At 53.6% G+C, this 16,713-nt stretch carries 15 protein-coding genes; 3 read left to right on the top strand and 12 right to left on the bottom strand.

Annotation, left to right across the window (positions count from 1 at the left end):
- Positions 1-15: 15 nt before the first annotated feature.
- The 3 genes from yjiA to btsT form a co-directional block, all read right to left on the bottom strand.
- Entirely contained in the window at positions 16-975 is a 960-nt protein-coding gene (gene yjiA, locus HVX64_RS19545; protein WP_044253881.1) for a GTPase, read from the bottom strand.
- Positions 976-987: 12 nt separating this feature from the next.
- A complete protein-coding gene (locus HVX64_RS19540) occupies positions 988-1,191 on the bottom strand; it encodes a YbdD/YjiX family protein (RefSeq protein ID WP_024130742.1) in 204 nt (67 codons plus the stop codon).
- Between the two features lie 107 nt (positions 1,192-1,298).
- Complete coding sequence (gene btsT / locus HVX64_RS19535; RefSeq protein ID WP_042321961.1) at positions 1,299-3,449, bottom strand: pyruvate/proton symporter BtsT; 2,151 nt, start codon at positions 3,447-3,449, stop codon at positions 1,299-1,301.
- A gap of 296 nt (positions 3,450-3,745) precedes the next feature.
- Between btsT and HVX64_RS19530 the strand changes: the two genes are divergently transcribed.
- Positions 3,746-4,753: an Ldh family oxidoreductase gene (locus tag HVX64_RS19530; RefSeq protein WP_044253886.1), complete on the top strand. Its 1,008-nt coding sequence runs from the start codon at positions 3,746-3,748 to the stop codon at positions 4,751-4,753.
- Positions 4,754-4,918: 165 nt separating this feature from the next.
- On the top strand, positions 4,919-6,583 hold the full coding sequence (gene tsr, locus HVX64_RS19525; RefSeq protein ID WP_042999311.1) for a methyl-accepting chemotaxis protein: 1,665 nt from the start codon (positions 4,919-4,921) through the stop codon (positions 6,581-6,583).
- Here the strand turns inward: tsr and HVX64_RS19520 are convergent.
- The 5 genes from HVX64_RS19520 to HVX64_RS19500 form a co-directional block, all read right to left on the bottom strand.
- A complete protein-coding gene (locus HVX64_RS19520) occupies positions 6,580-7,095 on the bottom strand; it encodes a GNAT family N-acetyltransferase (RefSeq protein WP_044253888.1) in 516 nt (171 codons plus the stop codon). The genes tsr and HVX64_RS19520 overlap by 4 nt on opposite strands.
- A gap of 98 nt (positions 7,096-7,193) precedes the next feature.
- Positions 7,194-8,465 (bottom strand): TRAP transporter large permease, encoded by a 1,272-nt coding sequence (locus tag HVX64_RS19515; protein WP_044253891.1) that lies wholly within the window; start codon positions 8,463-8,465, stop codon positions 7,194-7,196.
- Positions 8,462-8,935: a TRAP transporter small permease gene (locus HVX64_RS19510; RefSeq protein WP_042999314.1), complete on the bottom strand. Its 474-nt coding sequence runs from the start codon at positions 8,933-8,935 to the stop codon at positions 8,462-8,464. The genes HVX64_RS19515 and HVX64_RS19510 overlap by 4 nt, the downstream gene beginning before the upstream one ends.
- A gap of 66 nt (positions 8,936-9,001) precedes the next feature.
- The gene (locus tag HVX64_RS19505; RefSeq protein WP_042999315.1) at positions 9,002-9,973 is read right to left on the bottom strand and encodes a C4-dicarboxylate TRAP transporter substrate-binding protein; all 972 of its coding nucleotides are present in this window, start codon (positions 9,971-9,973) and stop codon (positions 9,002-9,004) included.
- A 171-nt stretch (positions 9,974-10,144) separates the two neighbouring features.
- On the bottom strand, positions 10,145-11,050 hold the full coding sequence (locus HVX64_RS19500; RefSeq protein ID WP_042999316.1) for a GntR family transcriptional regulator: 906 nt from the start codon (positions 11,048-11,050) through the stop codon (positions 10,145-10,147).
- A gap of 139 nt (positions 11,051-11,189) precedes the next feature.
- On the opposite strand from HVX64_RS19500, the gene HVX64_RS19495 reads away from it, so the two are divergent.
- On the top strand, positions 11,190-12,212 hold the full coding sequence (locus HVX64_RS19495; protein WP_044253894.1) for a zinc-binding alcohol dehydrogenase family protein: 1,023 nt from the start codon (positions 11,190-11,192) through the stop codon (positions 12,210-12,212).
- A 57-nt stretch (positions 12,213-12,269) separates the two neighbouring features.
- On the opposite strand, the gene opgB is transcribed toward HVX64_RS19495, so the two are convergent.
- The 4 genes from opgB to dnaT form a co-directional block, all read right to left on the bottom strand.
- On the bottom strand, positions 12,270-14,561 hold the full coding sequence (gene opgB, locus HVX64_RS19490; protein ID WP_061069596.1) for a phosphatidylglycerol--membrane-oligosaccharide glycerophosphotransferase: 2,292 nt from the start codon (positions 14,559-14,561) through the stop codon (positions 12,270-12,272).
- Between the two features lie 272 nt (positions 14,562-14,833).
- Complete coding sequence (locus HVX64_RS19485; RefSeq protein WP_042999319.1) at positions 14,834-15,325, bottom strand: DUF2501 domain-containing protein; 492 nt, start codon at positions 15,323-15,325, stop codon at positions 14,834-14,836.
- A gap of 60 nt (positions 15,326-15,385) precedes the next feature.
- On the bottom strand, positions 15,386-16,123 hold the full coding sequence (dnaC, locus tag HVX64_RS19480) for a DNA replication protein DnaC (protein ID WP_042321989.1): 738 nt from the start codon (positions 16,121-16,123) through the stop codon (positions 15,386-15,388).
- 2 nt (positions 16,124-16,125) lie between these two features.
- The gene (gene dnaT / locus HVX64_RS19475; protein ID WP_044253900.1) at positions 16,126-16,665 is read right to left on the bottom strand and encodes a primosomal protein DnaT; all 540 of its coding nucleotides are present in this window, start codon (positions 16,663-16,665) and stop codon (positions 16,126-16,128) included.
- Positions 16,666-16,713: the final 48 nt, after the last annotated feature.

Below are 16,713 nucleotides of genomic sequence, written 5' to 3'. Positions count from 1 at the left end.
TATCGGGCACGGGAATCACGACTTCTTCAGCCCCGCAAAGGCGGCTCTGATGTCGTCTTCCGGCAACTGAATGCCGATAAACACCAGCGTGCTGTGCGGTTGTTCGTCGCCCCACGGGCGGTCCCAGTCGGCGCTATAGAGTCGCTGTACGCCCTGGAACAGCAGACGGTTCGGTTCGCCTTCAATCCACAGCATGCCTTTGTAACGCAGCAGTTTTTCGGCGGATTCCAGCAGCAGGTTTTCCATCACGCGGGAGACGTCGCCGATATCCACCGGGTAATCCAGTTCCACCACAATGGAAGAGATATCGTTCTGCTTGTCGGCGATAAAGTGGAAGCGCGGTTTGGTGCTGACGACGTTCTCTTCCAGCATAAAACCGTTGGTGTCGAATAGCAGAGAAAGATCGATATCGCCGTGCGTAACGGTATACACCGGGGCGCGGGCGTTGATGCGCGCCAGACGTTCGCGAAGCTTTTCACTTTCGCCAGCGACGTCGGTTTTAGTCAGCAGAATGCGATCGGCATAGCCGACCTGCGACTGGGCGATGGTGAACTGGTTCATTTGATCGTCGGCATGAACCGCATCGACCAGCGCAATCACGCCGTCCAGCAGATAGCGCTGACAAATCACGTCGTGGGAGAAAAAGGTCTGAATAATCGGGCCGGGGTCGGCCATGCCGGTGCACTCGATCACCAGACGATCAAAATTGATGGTGCCTTTATCGAGGTTATCGAGCAGGTCTAACAGCGCGTCTTCCAGCTCGTTGGAACGGGTACAGCAGATGCAGCCGTTGGTCAGGGTTTTGATCTGCGTGGCGCGATCGCCAATTAGCTGATCGTCCACGGACACTTCGCCGAATTCGTTTTCGATAACGGCAATCTTGTAGCCGTGTTCTTCGTTGAGGATGTGGCGTAGCAGGGTGGTTTTACCTGCGCCAAGAAAACCGGTGAGTAGGGTGACTGCAATCGGGGTCATTCACTTCTCCTTCTAACAGCAGCGCATGCCGCCTTTACCGTCGCCGCCGTAGCGCGCCTGCTGGCGCTCGCGGAAGAATTCCTCATAGCTCATGTACGGCTTGTCCGGATGGTTGGTTTGCATATGCTCGACATAGTTGTCGTAGTCTGGAATACCAATCAACATCTTTGCCGCCTGGCCGAGATATTTTTTTGCCTGACCTAAGTTACCAAACATTGTGCCGCCTCGTGAATGATTAAAGCCGGATGGCGGCTTTCGCCTTATCCGGCCTACGCTTACAGCATTTTGTAGGCCGGGTATGCGAAGCGTTACCCGGCATCAGCTTAGTGATGTGAAGAGGTCTTCACGCCGCCTTCAGGAATCGGAACGTACGGTGTTTCTTTATCGGTACGCTTGTCGACGTTGCGCACATTCATCCAGGTTTTGAAACCATAGAAGATGATGCTGTACACCACCACCAGGAACAGAATACTCAGGCCGGCGTTGGTGTAGTTGTTCACAACGATGTGATTCATGTTAGCAATCTGCTGTGCGGTCAGTTCGCCGCCGTTGGCAATCTTCTCTTTGTACTGGTTAGCCATGTAGAAGAAGCCTTCCATCTGCGGGTTGGAGCTGAACAGTTTCAGGCCCAGCGCCCAGGTGGTGCAGATCAGCAGCCATACTGCCGGGATAACGGTCACCCAGATGTATTTGGTGCGCTGCATTTTAATCAGTACCACGGTACCCAGAACCAGCGCCACGGCTGCCAGCATCTGGTTAGAGATACCGAACAGAGGCCACAGGCTCTTCACGCCGCCCAGCGGATCGACCACGCCCTGATACAGCAGGTAACCCCACAGACCCACGCAGCCCGCCGTACCGATGATACCGGCAACCAGAGAGTCGGTTTTCTTCAGGAACGGAACGAAGTTACCCAGCAGGTCTTGCAACATAAAGCGACCAGAACGGGTACCGGCATCCAGCGCGGTCAGGATGAACAGCGCTTCAAACAGAATACCGAAGTGGTACCAGAAGCCCATGTCCGCCATCGGCAACACTTTGTGGAACACGTGCGCGATACCTACCGCCAGCGTCGGTGCACCACCAGCACGGTTCAGAACGGACGGTTCGCCGATGTCTTTCGCCGTTTGCAGGATCTGCTCTGGCGAAATCACGAAGCCCCAGGAACTGACGGTTGCCGCCGCATGCGCGGTCACGTCTTTTAGCTGTGCCATGATAAGCGGCGCGTTCTCACCCCCCATTTCATGCAGGTTCGGCATGGTAATGCCTAGGCCTGCCGGTGGGGTGTTCATCGCAAAGTAGAGACCCGGTTCGATAATGGACGCCGCAACCAGCGCCATGATCGCCACGAAGGATTCCATCAGCATCGCGCCGTAACCGATGAAGCGGGCGTCTGTTTCACAGGCCAGCAGTTTCGGCGTGGTACCGGAAGAGATCAGGGCGTGGAAGCCAGAGACCGCACCACAGGCGATGGTAATGAACAGGAACGGGAACAGCGCACCTTTCCACAGCGGACCGGTACCATCGATGTACTGGGTCATGGCCGGCATTTTCAGCTCTGGGTTGAGGATCACGATACCCAGCGCCAGGCCGACGATCACGCCGATTTTCAGGAAGGTGGCCAGATAGTCGCGTGGAGCGAGGATCAGCCATACTGGCAGCAGTGCAGAAACGAACGCATAGCCGATCAGTGCAAAGGTAATGGTGGTGTCTTTAAAGGTCAGCGCCGGGCCCCAGTACGGGTCGTGAGCAATCACGCCGCCGAAGTAAATAGACGCAACCAGCAGAACAATACCAATCACCGACACTTCACCCACACGCCCCGGACGCAGGAAGCGCATGTAGATCCCCATGAACAGCGCGATAGGTACGGTGGAGCAAACGGTGAAGACCCCCCACGGGCTTTCTGCCAGCGCTTTTACGACGATCAGCGCCAGTACCGCGAGGATGATGATCATAATTAAGAAGCAGCCAAACAGGGCAATGGTCCCCGGCACGGAGCCCATCTCTTCTTTAATCATCTCGCCAAGCGACGCGCCGTTACGGCGAGAAGAGATAAACAGCACCATGAAGTCCTGGACCGCACCCGCCAGCACCACACCCGCCAACAGCCACAGGGTACCAGGCAGGTAACCCATCTGCGCTGCCAGAACCGGACCGACCAGCGGACCAGCGCCCGCGATTGCGGCAAAGTGGTGTCCGAACAGGACATAGCGGTTGGTCGGAACGTAGTTCAGGCCATCGTTATTGATGACCGCAGGTGTCGAACGTGTAGGGTCGAGCTTCATCACCTTCTGGGCGATGTACAGGCTGTAGTAGCGGTAAGCCACCAGATATACCGACACGGAAGCGACCACGATCCACAGGGCGCTGACGTGTTCACCCCGGCGTAAGGCGACAACCGAGAGGCAGAATGCCCCGATGATCCCGAGGATCACCCAGGGTATGTGCTTGAATATCTTTTTCGTATCCATAGTAAAACCTGGTTTTATAAGATGAATAATTGGCCGAAGCCGTTTGGTTTGGGTTGCGTTTGAAGAGGTAATTTGACTGCTATGTTGGTGACGATCTTGCCAGAGAGTCGCGCGTGTAAAGTAAGGTAAATAAGTGAGCGGTCAAATGGTGAGTTAAGCGGTCAGAAGTGTCAGTAAGCGGTAAAGAGGATCGCCGGGCGGTAAATATTATGTGACTGAGATCACAAAGAAAAATCCGCCAACGAAGGGTGAATACCGACTACGCTTATTGCCGACAACATTATAAGGAGAACAACATGGAAACAGTAAACCTCACTTTATCTGAGGCTTACACGCTGGCGCGTGAGGTGCTGAGCAGCAACGGCTTTAGCGCGGAACATGCGGATGCTATCGCGCGCAATGTGACGGCGGGCGAGCGCGACGGCTGCGCGTCTCACGGGTTATGGCGCTTGCTGGGGATCGTCGAGACCCTGCGTAAAGGAAAAGTCTCCGCTGATGCCCGTCCGCAGATTTTCGATCAGGCGCCCGCTATCGTCAAAGCAGATGCTGGCGGCGCGTTCTCGCTGGTGGCCTATGAACAGGCGCTGCCGTTGCTCATCAGTAAAGCCAGCGCATGCGGAATTGCGGCGCTGGCGATCAACCGCTGCGTTCACTTTTCCGCATTATTTGCAGATATTGAACCTCTGACGGACGCCGGACTGGTGGGCTACGCCTGTACGCCAAGTCACGCCTGGGTCGCACCGTCAGGCGGTACGCGTCCGCTGTTTGGCACTAATCCCATCGCGTTTGGCTGGCCGCGCAAAGGCAAACCGCCTTACATTTTTGATATGGCGACCAGCGCGGCGGCGCGCGGCGAGATCCAGTTGCATCTGCGAGCTGGAAAAGCGATTCCGGAAGGGTGGGGTATCGACAGCGAAGGGCGACCGTCAACCGATCCGCAGGCGGTATTAAATGGCGCGATGCTGACCTTTGGCGGACACAAGGGCTCGGCGTTTGCGGCAATGGTTGAACTGCTGGCAGGGCCGCTCATCGGTGATATGACCAGTGCGGAATCGCTGGCCTGGGATGAGGGGGCAGGCGGTCTGCCATACGGCGGCGAGCTGATTCTGGCACTTGACCCGTCCCGGTTCCTCGGGGATGAGGCGCATCATCATATGGATCGCGCCGAAACCCTGTTTGCCGCAATGCAAGAGCAAGGCGCACGCTTACCAGGAGAAAGACGCTTCAGTTCGCGTGAGAAATCGTTGCTGGAAGGGGTGACGATTACCCGTTCCCTGTTTGAGGACATTTCCGCACTGAGATAAGGCAGAACGGGCGAGGCATCCTCGCCTGATTCCCGTTCGGGTAGAGGGTAATCGCATTTTTTGCCAGTTAATTGAACAAATTTCCTGTGATACCCCTCGCGATTGCATAAAGTTTTCTCGTTCCAGGCCGACAACCAGAGTATCTGTCTAGCGGAAAGAGAAAACATGTTAAAACGTATCAAGATTGTGACCAGCTTATTGCTGGTTCTGGCTTTATTTGGCCTTTTACAACTCACTTCGGGCGGTTTGTTCTTTAACGCATTGAAAAATGACAAAGAGAATTTCACCGTTCTGCAAACTATTCGCCAGCAGCAGTCTACGCTGAACGGCAGTTGGGTGGCTCTGCTGCAAACGCGTAACACCCTTAACCGTGCGGGTATCCGCTACATGATGGATCAGAACAATATCGGCAGCGGCGCGACCGTTGCGGAGCTGATGCAGATTGCCAGCGCCTCTTTGAAACAGGCGGAGAAAAACTGGGCGGACTATGAAGCGTTACCGCGTGACCCACGTCAAAGCGAAGCGGCATCGGCGGAAATTAAACGCAATTACGATATCTATCACAACGCGTTAGCCGAACTGATCCAGTTGCTGGGGGCCGGGAAAATCAACGAGTTTTTCGATCAGCCAACCCAGGGGTATCAGGATGGTTTTGAGAAGCAGTATGTGAACTACTTGCAACAGAACGACCGTCTGTATGACCTGGCGGTAGAGGACAACAACAGCTCTTACAGCCAGGCGATGTGGGTTCTGGGCAGCGTGTTGTTAGCGGTGCTGGTGGTCATTATTGCCGTCTGGTTTGGCATCAAACTGTCGCTGATCGCGCCAATGAACCGCCTGATCGCGAGCATTCGTCACATTGCCAGCGGCGATCTGGTGAAGCGGATTGATGTAGAAGGCACCAATGAAATGGGCCAACTGGCGGAAAGCCTGCGCCACATGCAGGGTGAACTGGTGCGTACCGTGGGCGATGTGCGTAACGGCGCGAACGCCATTTACAGCGGCGCCAGCGAAATCGCGATGGGTAACAACGATCTCTCTTCCCGTACCGAGCAGCAGGCAGCCTCTCTGGAAGAGACGGCGGCGAGCATGGAAGAGTTGACGGCGACCGTTAAGCAGAACGCCGAAAACGCCCGTCAGGCCAGCCATCTGGCGCTGAGCGCGTCCGAAACGGCGCAAAAAGGCGGAAAAGTGGTGGATAACGTGGTGCAAACCATGCGCGATATCGCCTCCAGTTCACAGAAAATTGCTGACATTATCAGCGTGATCGACGGCATTGCCTTCCAGACCAACATTCTGGCGCTGAACGCAGCGGTAGAAGCGGCACGTGCAGGTGAACAGGGACGCGGCTTTGCTGTGGTTGCCGGTGAAGTACGTAACCTCGCGCAGCGCAGTGCGCAGGCAGCGCGCGAGATCAAGAGCCTGATTGAAGACTCCGTGAGCCGTGTTGACGTCGGTTCTACGCTGGTAGAAAGCGCCGGTGAAACCATGGATGAGATTGTGAATGCGGTAACCCGCGTGACCGACATCATGGGCGAAATCGCGTCGGCTTCCGATGAGCAAAGCCGTGGGATTGACCAGGTCGGTCTGGCCGTGGCGGAAATGGATCGCGTAACTCAGCAGAACGCCTCGCTGGTGGAAGAGTCAGCCGCCGCCGCTGCGGCGCTGGAAGAGCAGGCCAGCCGTCTGACGCAGGCCGTCGCCGTATTTCGTATCCAGCAGGAACAGCAGCGTGCGCGTGACGTTGCCAGCGTGAAGTCCGTTTCCACAACGGTTCAACCGCGTAAAGCCGCTGTAGCGGAAACCGGGGATAACTGGGAAACGTTTTAATTAAGCATCAGGCGCATGGCACAACGCGATTCAAACGGGATGCCATGCGCCGTTTCTTCCTCTCGCTTCTGGCGTAATGCCGCCGGCAACGCGTTCTCTTCCAGTATTTCAAATCCCAGATGTTGATACAGCGGTGCGTTCCAGGCGACATGGCGAAACGTGGTGAGCGTCAGGGAGGTAAAGCCCTGCTCACATGCCCATTGCGCGACGGTGTTGATTAACTGGCGGCCAATGCCTTTACCTTGCCACGCCAGATGCAGCGAAAATTCGGCAATATACAGCGACGTCTCCATCGCTTCGCCCAGCAGAAATCCAACGGGCCGATCGTCAACCAGCGCCAGCCAGCTCAATCCTTTAGCGGCATATTCACGGTGCAGTTCCGCACTGACAATGTGATCGTCCGCGATCCATGCCAGCGCTGGCACCGTTAAAAAACGCTGTCCTGCTGAGCGTTCAATCGCAGGCAGAACGGCAGCGTCTGCCAGTGTAGTGGGGCGAACCGTAATGTCCATAACGATACCGGGAATAAGGTGACAATGAGGGCAGTATAACGCGCTGTCCGGTCACAGGGAAAAGTCCCCGCGAGCGGGGACACTATGGGGTTAACAGGTTAGACGAGAAATAACGAAATAGCCGGTATGTAGGTCACCAACATCAGCATGAGTAACAAGGTACCCAGTAACGGTAGAGACTGGCGGAAAAACTGTCCGACAGAAACCTGCGTAATATTGCAGACCAGTAACATGACGGTGCCAACCGGCGGCGTGAAGGCGCCAATAGAAAGGTTGAAAATCATGATGATACCGAAGTGTACCGGGTCGATTCCAAAATGCGCCACGACAGGTTTAAGCAAGGGAACCAGAATCAGCAGAATGGCATTCCCTTCAAGAAACATCCCCAGTGTTAGCAAAAGAATATTGATAATTAACAGGAATATGTATTTGTTTTCTGTCAGCGTCGTGACAAAGTTCGCCACCGCGACGCCAGCATGTTCCATTGAGAAGATCCAACCGAGCGCGGCACTTGCCATGATGACTAACATGACCGATGCCGTTGCCCGTGCCGTTTCTCCCAGCGCTTTCACGACATGGCCGAGAGTCATTTGACGATAAATGAAGAAACCGATAATCAACACGATGAGCACCGCTGCCGCACCGGCTTCTGTTGGGGTGAAGATGTTGGCGCGAATCCCCCCGACGACGGCAAAAATCAAAAACAGAGCGGGCCATGCCTGCCCAAGCGAGAAGAGCGCTTCCTTACCGGTAGGCCAGGTGTCGCGTGAGGGCTTAGCGTTGGTTTTACGGGCAACCAGATAAACCGTAAACATTAACAACACCGCACAGAGCAGGCCCGGAATCAGACCAGCCATGAACATTTTCCCGATGGAGACGTCTGCCACCAGCCCATAAATAATCAGGGCAATTCCCGGTGGGATAATCGGGGTGACAAGCGATCCCCCGGCGGTGATCGCCGCTGCAAAGGCGCGGTTGTAGCCTTTACGCTCCATCTCGGGGACCATCATGCGTGACAGCATCGCTGCGTCGGCCAGATTTGAGGCGCTGACCCCTCCCATCATGGTACTGACCAGAATATTAGCGACACCGAGTCCACCCCGCATTTTACCGACCAGAATATTCGCCACCTGCAGGATACGTTCTGCAATACCGGTATAACTCATCAGCGTACCCAACAAGATAAAGAAGGGTATTGCCAGCAGGGATGGGCTTTGGGTTGGCGCAATCAACCGCTGAACCGCAATTTCAATCGGAACCGTGGAAAAGAAGAGGAAATAGGCAATAATGCCGATAAACATTGCCAGATAAACACGAATATTCAGAAATAAGCACACGATCATTAGTGGAATAATTAATAACCAGCTCATTGTTTTTCCTCACCGACATCGGCCTGTTTAACGTCATTAATTAACCAGTAGAGCGTGTACGCTGCCGTTGCCAGGGTACCGACCGGAACGGCGACATCAATCCAGAACCAGGACACTTTTAAGATTTGCGTGACCTTGTACTGCGCCATTTCCGCCAGTCGATAACCCAGCCAGGCCATATAAACCAGCAATCCGATGGACAGTACAGCAACCAGCGAGGCAATAATGCGTTTGATTTTATGCGGGAGCATATCGACGACAAAAGGAATCGTCAGATGCGCCCGGTCGCGCTCAGCCACCACGCCCCCCAACATCACTACCCAAATCATCAGCAGTCCGGACATTTCCTCGGTCCATTGAATGGGCTGTCCGACAAAATAGCGCATGAATACGGCGGCAATGGTCATGATCACCAGGATAAACAGTGCCAGTGCTGCGCTCAGTTCTACAAGCTTGCCAAAGAAACGCATTAATCCTCCTTCAGAGAGTCGCCCTGGCCTTGAGAGAAAAAGGTTTAGGGCGATCTGGGCCTGTATTTATTGCAGTTGCTGTTGAATGGTTTCATACAAACCCGGCGTCCACTCCGGGAATTGCGTGTACACGTCGCGAGCTTTCTGGCGGAATGCTTCAGTATCCGGGTAAATTACTTCGACGCCTTCCGCTTCCATGGCCTTCAGCATTTCGGCGTCGCGTTCAATCGTTAATTTTTGGCTATAGAGACCCGCTTCATAACCCGTTGAGTGAATCAATTCCAGCTGCTCAGGAGAGAGCGTACTGAAAAAGGCTTCGCCACCAATCCACACCGAGGTGTTGGTCAGGTAATTGACCATCGACAGATATTTCGCCTGCTCAAACAATTTTTGCCCTTGCAGAACAGAAATCGGGTTTTCAACGCCATCAATAACGCCCTGAGTCAGTGCAGGGTAAACTTCACCCAGCGGCATAGGGGTTGGCGTGGCGCCCATTGCCTGAATGGCTTTAATTTGCATGACGTTATTTGGTACGCGGATTTTCATCCCCGCCAGATCTTCCACTTTGCGAATCGGTTTTTTAGAAATAATCTGACGGGTGCCGTACAGATAATTGTTCATCACCACATGAATCCCTTTTTTCTTCAGGTCTTCATTTTTTTGACGGAACCAGTCGCTCTCATAGATTTTGAAGAGTTTTTGCGGATCGTCAGTCAGATAAGGTCCAAACAAAATACCTAAATCAGGTTCATAATCGGCAAGGAAAGCCACGTCGGTGAGCGTGATGACGTTCATTCCCATCATGGCTTGTTCAGTCACATCTTGTTTTGACCCTAGCTGTGAGCTGGGATAGAGAACCAGGGTTATTTCTCCATTACTTTTTTTATTCAGAATGTCAGCCCAGTAGCGCATCACCACATCTAATGGCTCGCCTGGATTATTCTCATATGCGACTTTAATAGAAAGCGGTTTAGCCTGAATGGTGAATGGCAGAAAAAAAGTACAAACAGTAATCAGCACGGCTATTATCTTGTTCATTTTCTACTTGCTCCCAGGGGTCAACGAATAAAACCAACTTTTTTACTGGCGAAAAAATTCAGAGTGAATCCTGCCTAATCAGAAAGTAAGCAGAAAGTCATCATGGTGCTGTATGCGTTGTATGAAATCGTGCTCTTGCTAAAGGTTTGTTGTTTTTAATGTGTTTTTAATTTACTCGTTTTCTTGTCGAATAGAGCGAATCATCGATTGCTTCGCCGTATTCAGGTGGTTACGCAGTGCAAGGAGCGCATCGAGATCGCTGCGGCAAATCAGCGCGCTGAGGATGGTCATGTGCTCATCAATGGCGATGATATTGCGTTGTTTAAGATCGCGCTCATCCCACTGGTAATGGAAATGGAAGATTACTGAAATAATCTCAAGTGATTGATTGAAAAATATATTATCGGCAGCGGAGAGCAGCAGTGCGTGAAAATCACGGTCCAGCAGGGAGAACATACGGAAGTCGCTGCCGACGCTGTCGCGCAGCGTACGGTGGCGTTCCAACAGCATTTTGGCCTGCAGCCAGCGCGGATCGTCATCCGGCAGATTGAGAAAATGCTGTAGCGCATGGGTTTCCAGCATCTCACGCAGCTCAAAAAGCTGTTCTGCATAGGACTGATCGAACTTTTTCATGCTCCATTGGCCGCGTTTCTCGCTCTGGATGAGATCGTAACGTCCAAATTTTAAAAGGTATTCTCGTACCACCACCGGGCTGACCCCAGCCGCTCTGGCCAGTTGAAGTTCAGAGAACGTCTCGCCAGCGCGAAGCTGGCGTTGGTTAATCATCGTATAAAACGCCTGCTCAAAAATACGGTTCTGCTCGGCCATGGAGGCGGTGGTACAGGCAAAACCATCATCATGTTCGGGGCTTCGGGTAATGACGTGGTCGTTGCCGACCAGAGTCAACACGCCGCACTCGCTGAGGTGGTTCAGCATGTGGCGCACGGTGGTACGGCTGATGTTGTACATCTCAGCTAAGGCGCTTTGCGACGGCAACGGTGAAGGAAGGTGGCCGCGCGCCATATCATCGATCACCTGGTTAATAACATTGTGACGTAAATTTTGCGAACGGCTCATCGGGATCTCCTTTTGACTGCATTAAAACCCGATTTAAAACATTTTAATGCGCAGAGTTTCACAAATTAGCTTTCTCGTTACGCGGCTATTTCTATTTTCATCAATATCTGAAGCAACAAAGAAACAGGAGCGCATAACGATGTCCACAATGAATATGTTGATTTGCCAGGAACCCAAAAAATTAATTCATGAGAAACGCGCAATTCCAATTCCGGATAAACAGGAAGCGCTAATTAAAATTAAGTCTGTCGGTATTTGCGGAACCGATATTCATGCCTGGGGAGGTAATCAACCTTTTTTTAGTTATCCGCGCGTGCTAGGCCATGAAATATGTGGGGATATTGTGACGCTCGGCGAGAAGGTGACGCAGTTTAAAGTGGGTCAACAGGTAGCGGTGATCCCGTATGTCGCCTGTCAGCAGTGTCCGGCGTGCCTGGGAGGACGAACGAACTGCTGCGAGAAGATCTCGGTGATCGGCGTGCATCAGGACGGGGGGTTTAGCGAGTATCTCAGCGTGCCGGCGACCAATCTGCTGTTGGCGGAGGGGATTGATCCTCAGGCTGCGGCGTTGATCGAGCCTTACGCGATTAGCGCGCATGCGGTACGCCGTGCCGCTATCGCCCCCGGTGAGCAGGTATTGGTCGTTGGAGCCGGACCGATTGGGATCGGCGCGGCGGCCATTGCCAAAGCAGAAGGGGCGCAGGTGGTGGTGGCCGATACCAGCGCTGCACGTCGCGAACACGTTGCTTCTCGTCTTGACCTGCCGGTGGTGGATCCCTCTGCGGCAGATTTTGAGGCTCAACTGCGCGCGCTGTTTGGCGGTCCACTGGCGCAGAAAGTGCTCGATGCGACGGGGAACCCGCATGCCATGAACAATAGCGTTAACCTGATCCGCCACGGTGGCACCATCGTTTTTGTCGGGCTGTTTAAAGGCGACTTGCAGTTCTCTGACCCGGAATTTCACAAGAAAGAGACCACCATGATGGGCAGCCGTAACGCCACGCCGGAGGATTTTGCGAAAGTGGGAAGACTGATGGCAGAAGGCAAACTGAGCGCTGAAATGATGCTTACGCATCGCTATCCGTTCAGCCAGCTTGCGGAGATCTTCGAACAGGATGTGATTAACAACCGGACGTTGATCAAAGGAGTGATTACGTTCTGACGATTGCCATGCAGCGCCCGGAGTGGTGTTGGGCGCTGTTTTTTTTATTGTCAGTGGTCAGCCCTGAGCGCTGACCACTTTGATTTCAACCATTCCGATCCCCAGCTTACGCGGTGAGTGACCGAGGATGTTGCCTTCGTTGGTCGGGACCGGATCGGGCGGGACAATCACCAGCGTATCGGCCTCTGTCGGGTTGTCGAAATGCAGCGTGGTGGTGGTGACATCGTGACCTAGCACCAGCGTCTGCTCTTCCTTGCCTACGCGCACCGGAATGGGGCGATTCGCATTGTCGCCGAAGGCTTTCGCGGTGATCACCAGATCGAATTTTTTCGGCAGCGGCTGTTTGTACTCGATCTTCACTTCTTCTGCCAGTTGCGCGTTAGACCAGCGTCCCCAGGATTCCGGACGAGAAATCCCGCTGAACTGCTTCACCTCTTCCGGCGCGCCTGCCACGTTGAAGATAAAGCTGTCGGCTTTATAGCGGATGTCGTTGTCGACAATTTTCAGGGTATCGACGTTGCCTTTATAGCGTTCCATGTCGATCATTGTGTCTTTAAAGGCCGTCCTACCTTTCCACTGCGCTTTATCAACATGCTGGACGATTTGCTCGCCGCCAAGCTGCCCCTGCGAGACACACCAGTCGGTTGAGAGCGCCAGTTCCGGTGACCACAACTGGCCCATCTTGTAGCAGCGATCGACCCAGACGAAGTTATCGCGTGGGGCAAAGTCGGCAAGCTGGTAGCGCAGCGGAGCGGAGTATTCACTTTCCGGCAGTGGCTCGACGCGCTTATCCGACACCCGCAGCAGCAGCGGCAGACGGAAATGGCTGCCGGAGAAGGCGATCATATTTTTATCCCGGTCGACGGTGAAATCTTTCATCTCTTTCGGGAAGTTCCACAGGCGAATGATGTCCGGCTTCATGGCGAGGATCTTTTCTTTGCTGTTGAGGAACACTTCCGACATCGACTGACCTGACAGGCTACTTCGCCCCAGGCCAATAAAGTTATCGCCGCCGAGAATATCCAGCACCGTGGCGCCGTTGTCCATGGTGTTACGTTTGACCGCCAGCGTCTCCTGCTGAGGCTTGTCGCCACGAATCACGAAAAACAGATTGTTGCGGTCCTGTTTGTTCAGGTATTTCCATGCGCTGTTGTTCATCGCCAGATGGTCCGAAGAGACCACGATCACCGTATCTTTAAACCACGGTGATGCTTTGATTTTATTGATAAATGCCGCGATATTTTCCTGACTACAGCTGACGGCGCTAAAAGACTGGTTAGGTTTACCGTCGAAATCATAGCGTTTTCGCTGACAGGCACGTGAGATAAAGCCGTCCGGATGATGGGTATCGACGGTCAGGGTAAACAACGAAAAACGCTGGCCGGAACGGGAGAGCTCTTCGAACTTCTTCCACGCTTCATCCAGTACCGTATCGTCATAGAAGCCCCAGTCATTGCGGTAATTCGGATCGGCGACGACGCTTTTTAACTCTTCGGCGCCATACAGATAATCGAAGCCGTGGGACTTCAGGAACACGTCTTTCCCGGCAAAACGCAGGTTTGCCCCTTGCACAAAGTGGTTTTGATAGCCGGAGTTTTTCAGGATATCCCCGAGGCAGATATTTTGCGGGAAGAAGCTGGAGACTGACGCTGACGCGTTGCCTTCAAACGGCGCGAACAGGGGAATACCGCACTGGGAAGCGACCATTCCGGCGATGGTGTAGTCTGTACCCGGTAACTGCTGGGTGTGGCTGAAATCCATACCTTCGTTTTTCAACGCGCCGAGTTCCGGGGTGAGTTCCGGGAAGGCCTCATTGTCGAAATAGGTACGCTCCAGGCTTTCACCGTAGATGTACACCAGATTCAGTTTCGGGTTGGGGATGCTTTTCGCCGGTTCTTTATAGTAGGCCGCGAAATCGGGATCGCCCTCGCGGGTCTGGGATTTAACCAGTTCGCTGATCTGACGAAATGCCGGGCTGGCATCGACGGAGCCCAGCGCCAACAGCAGTGCCAGCAGGCTGTAACCAAAATGGTGGGGATGATGGCGACGACGACGCAGCACCCAGCCCAGCGTGCCAAAGACCGCCACGAGCGCTAATGCAATGCCGATGCCCGGCAGAATGTATTTGCCGACACCGGCCCCTGTCAGACTGTTCGTCAACGTGTAGAGTACGGCATCGTTAATTCCATCACCGGTGAAATAGTCGCTGGCGAAAAGCGTGATATTCAGAATCACAAAAAGTCCCAGCACCGTCAGGGTAGCGATAAACCACCAGGTGTTGCGACCCGCTTTGCAGGCATAAATCAATACAGAGGCAAGAAACAGCGCGATGGAGAGTAACTCAGACAACGGACGATCCTCACAAATAGCCTTGTGATTAGGCTTTAAACCAGGCCTTCGACTGGCAGATTAGCGTTTACAGAAAGTACAATGTAATGGGGTTGTCACTTAGCTGCAATTCTAGTGACATTTAATTACCTTGTTATTCAGAATTGGTTTAGAAAGAGGCTTTTTTGATCGCCGTCACTTCCCTCCATGCCTGGGATGAGCATGAAAGAAGGGCGAAAAGGGGGGAGAAGCGCCGCGACTGGCGGAAAACGACCAAAACGCGGCGTCGGGGATCAGGATATAAAGTTCATACCCTGTTTGAGTACCAGGTCGCAGGCTTTGGTTTTCACTTTTTCTGCGAGCGGCGTGCTGCCGATATTGTTCAGGTTAAGCTGCTGACCGTCTTTGGTATTGAGCAGACCCTGAATACCGTCCAGATAGTTGGTGTCCTGCTTTTGCTCGGTAGCGCCGAGGCCAAGCTTATCCAGTACCTGATTTTTCACATTTTCCGCATCGGTAACGGACGCCAGCTTCTGCTTCGCGCAGTATTGCAAAATCCCGGCGGCGTTATTCATATTGTTCGCACTCAGCGCCTGGTTGCCGCCGTTCAGCAGGCTGGTCAGGGAAGAGAGCGAGGTGCCGCTTTGCGATGAGGTGGTACTCTGCTTGCTCAGTTCGCTGGCGGCGCTGGAGAGCGAGTCTTGCCAGGAGGCGGCGAAAGTATTGGCGGCGAAGCAGGCACTGGCCGCGATTACGCAGCACAGCAAACGTTTTGTCGTTTTCATTGTGATTACTCGTGTATAAACCCTGGTCGGAGTATAGCGCCGCTCAGTCTAAGAATGGTCTTAATACTCTTTGCCGGTTACCCGACTGCGAAAACTGTCCCAGTTGAAGATCACCCACAGGCTATTGCCCAGTCGCATGCGATCCATCACGCGTTCACCCAGCAGTTTGGTCATTTCTTCCATGTTACTGTTAGTGAGCATGCCGGTCGGGCGTTTTGAAGAGGAACGACGATCGACGATCTGGTTGATGATCACCTTTTCATAGCGCGATTCGGTTTGCACGCCGATCTCATCAATGACCAGCAGATCAACATTGCTCAAATCGTTGAGCAACTGCTCTTCACTGGTTTGGCGATTGCTGAACGTCTCTTTCATCGCCGACATGATGTCCGCCACGGTGATTATCAGTACCGACTTTCCGCGCAGCAGCAGCTCGTTGCAGATTGCCGCGGCGAGGTGGTTTTTCCCCGTTCCCGGTTTGCCTGAGAAGATAAAACTGGCGATGTTGCCGTCGAACTCTTCCACGTACTGACGCGCTTTGCTTAGCGCATTCATCTGGCCTTCGCATTCCACATGATAGTTATCGAAAGAGCAGTTTTGATGTAACGGACGGATGCCGGAACGGTTAAAAGTGCGCTGCATTTTCATCGCCCGATTTTCGCGAGCCAGTGCGGCGGCGCGAATTTCACCTTGCTCTTTCTGCCATGCCAGCAGTTCTTCACCCGTTTTAAACGCCGGTTCGATATGGGCGGGCATCATTTTTTGCAGACGTTTCATCAGATCGCCAACGTTTTTCATGGTTAACCTCTAAAGCCCGGTGGAATTTGATTATCTGGTTCGCTGACCGTATTCACATCACGTTTCGGCAAGCCGCCGTTGCTTGCGCGGCCGATCTGGACGCTGCGCGCCAGTTTTTGCTGCCACTGCACGTGATGAAACACTTTGCCTTCCGCTTGCCAGTAAGTCACGAACGAAGCCAGCTCTTCAGCGGTGACCGGCTCTCTTAACGCCACGCCCCACAGTGCGGCCTGACGCTGAAAGTCGGCATCCGGCTGCCAGGCGGGATACATGGCGAATTTCCCCAGCGGTACGGCGACCGGCACCGGTTGCGGTTCTTCATAAAACTGTGCATCCAGCGTCACATCGCTCCCAGGACGAGCGAGCTTTTCTTCGAGCGCCAGCAGTTGCGCCAGGCGTGCGGGGGTCAGCGCATAAAAAGCCGGGGCGTTATTGGCAAACACCGCCACCGCGCCAGCTTCAGACTTCGCCAGCACCGTCTGGTGATCGTGTAATAAGGCGTCAATACCAATGACGTCCGGGGTCAAAATTCTGGATGACATAACGTTTCTCAATACCGACTACAACCGAGAAGGGACACTGCTTCTATA

This window comes from Citrobacter sp. RHB20-C16 (assembly GCF_013890155.1).
In the GTDB taxonomy this organism is placed as follows: Bacteria; Pseudomonadota; Gammaproteobacteria; order Enterobacterales; family Enterobacteriaceae; genus Citrobacter_A; species Citrobacter_A amalonaticus.
This window is presented reverse-complemented; position numbering and strand designations above follow the sequence as displayed.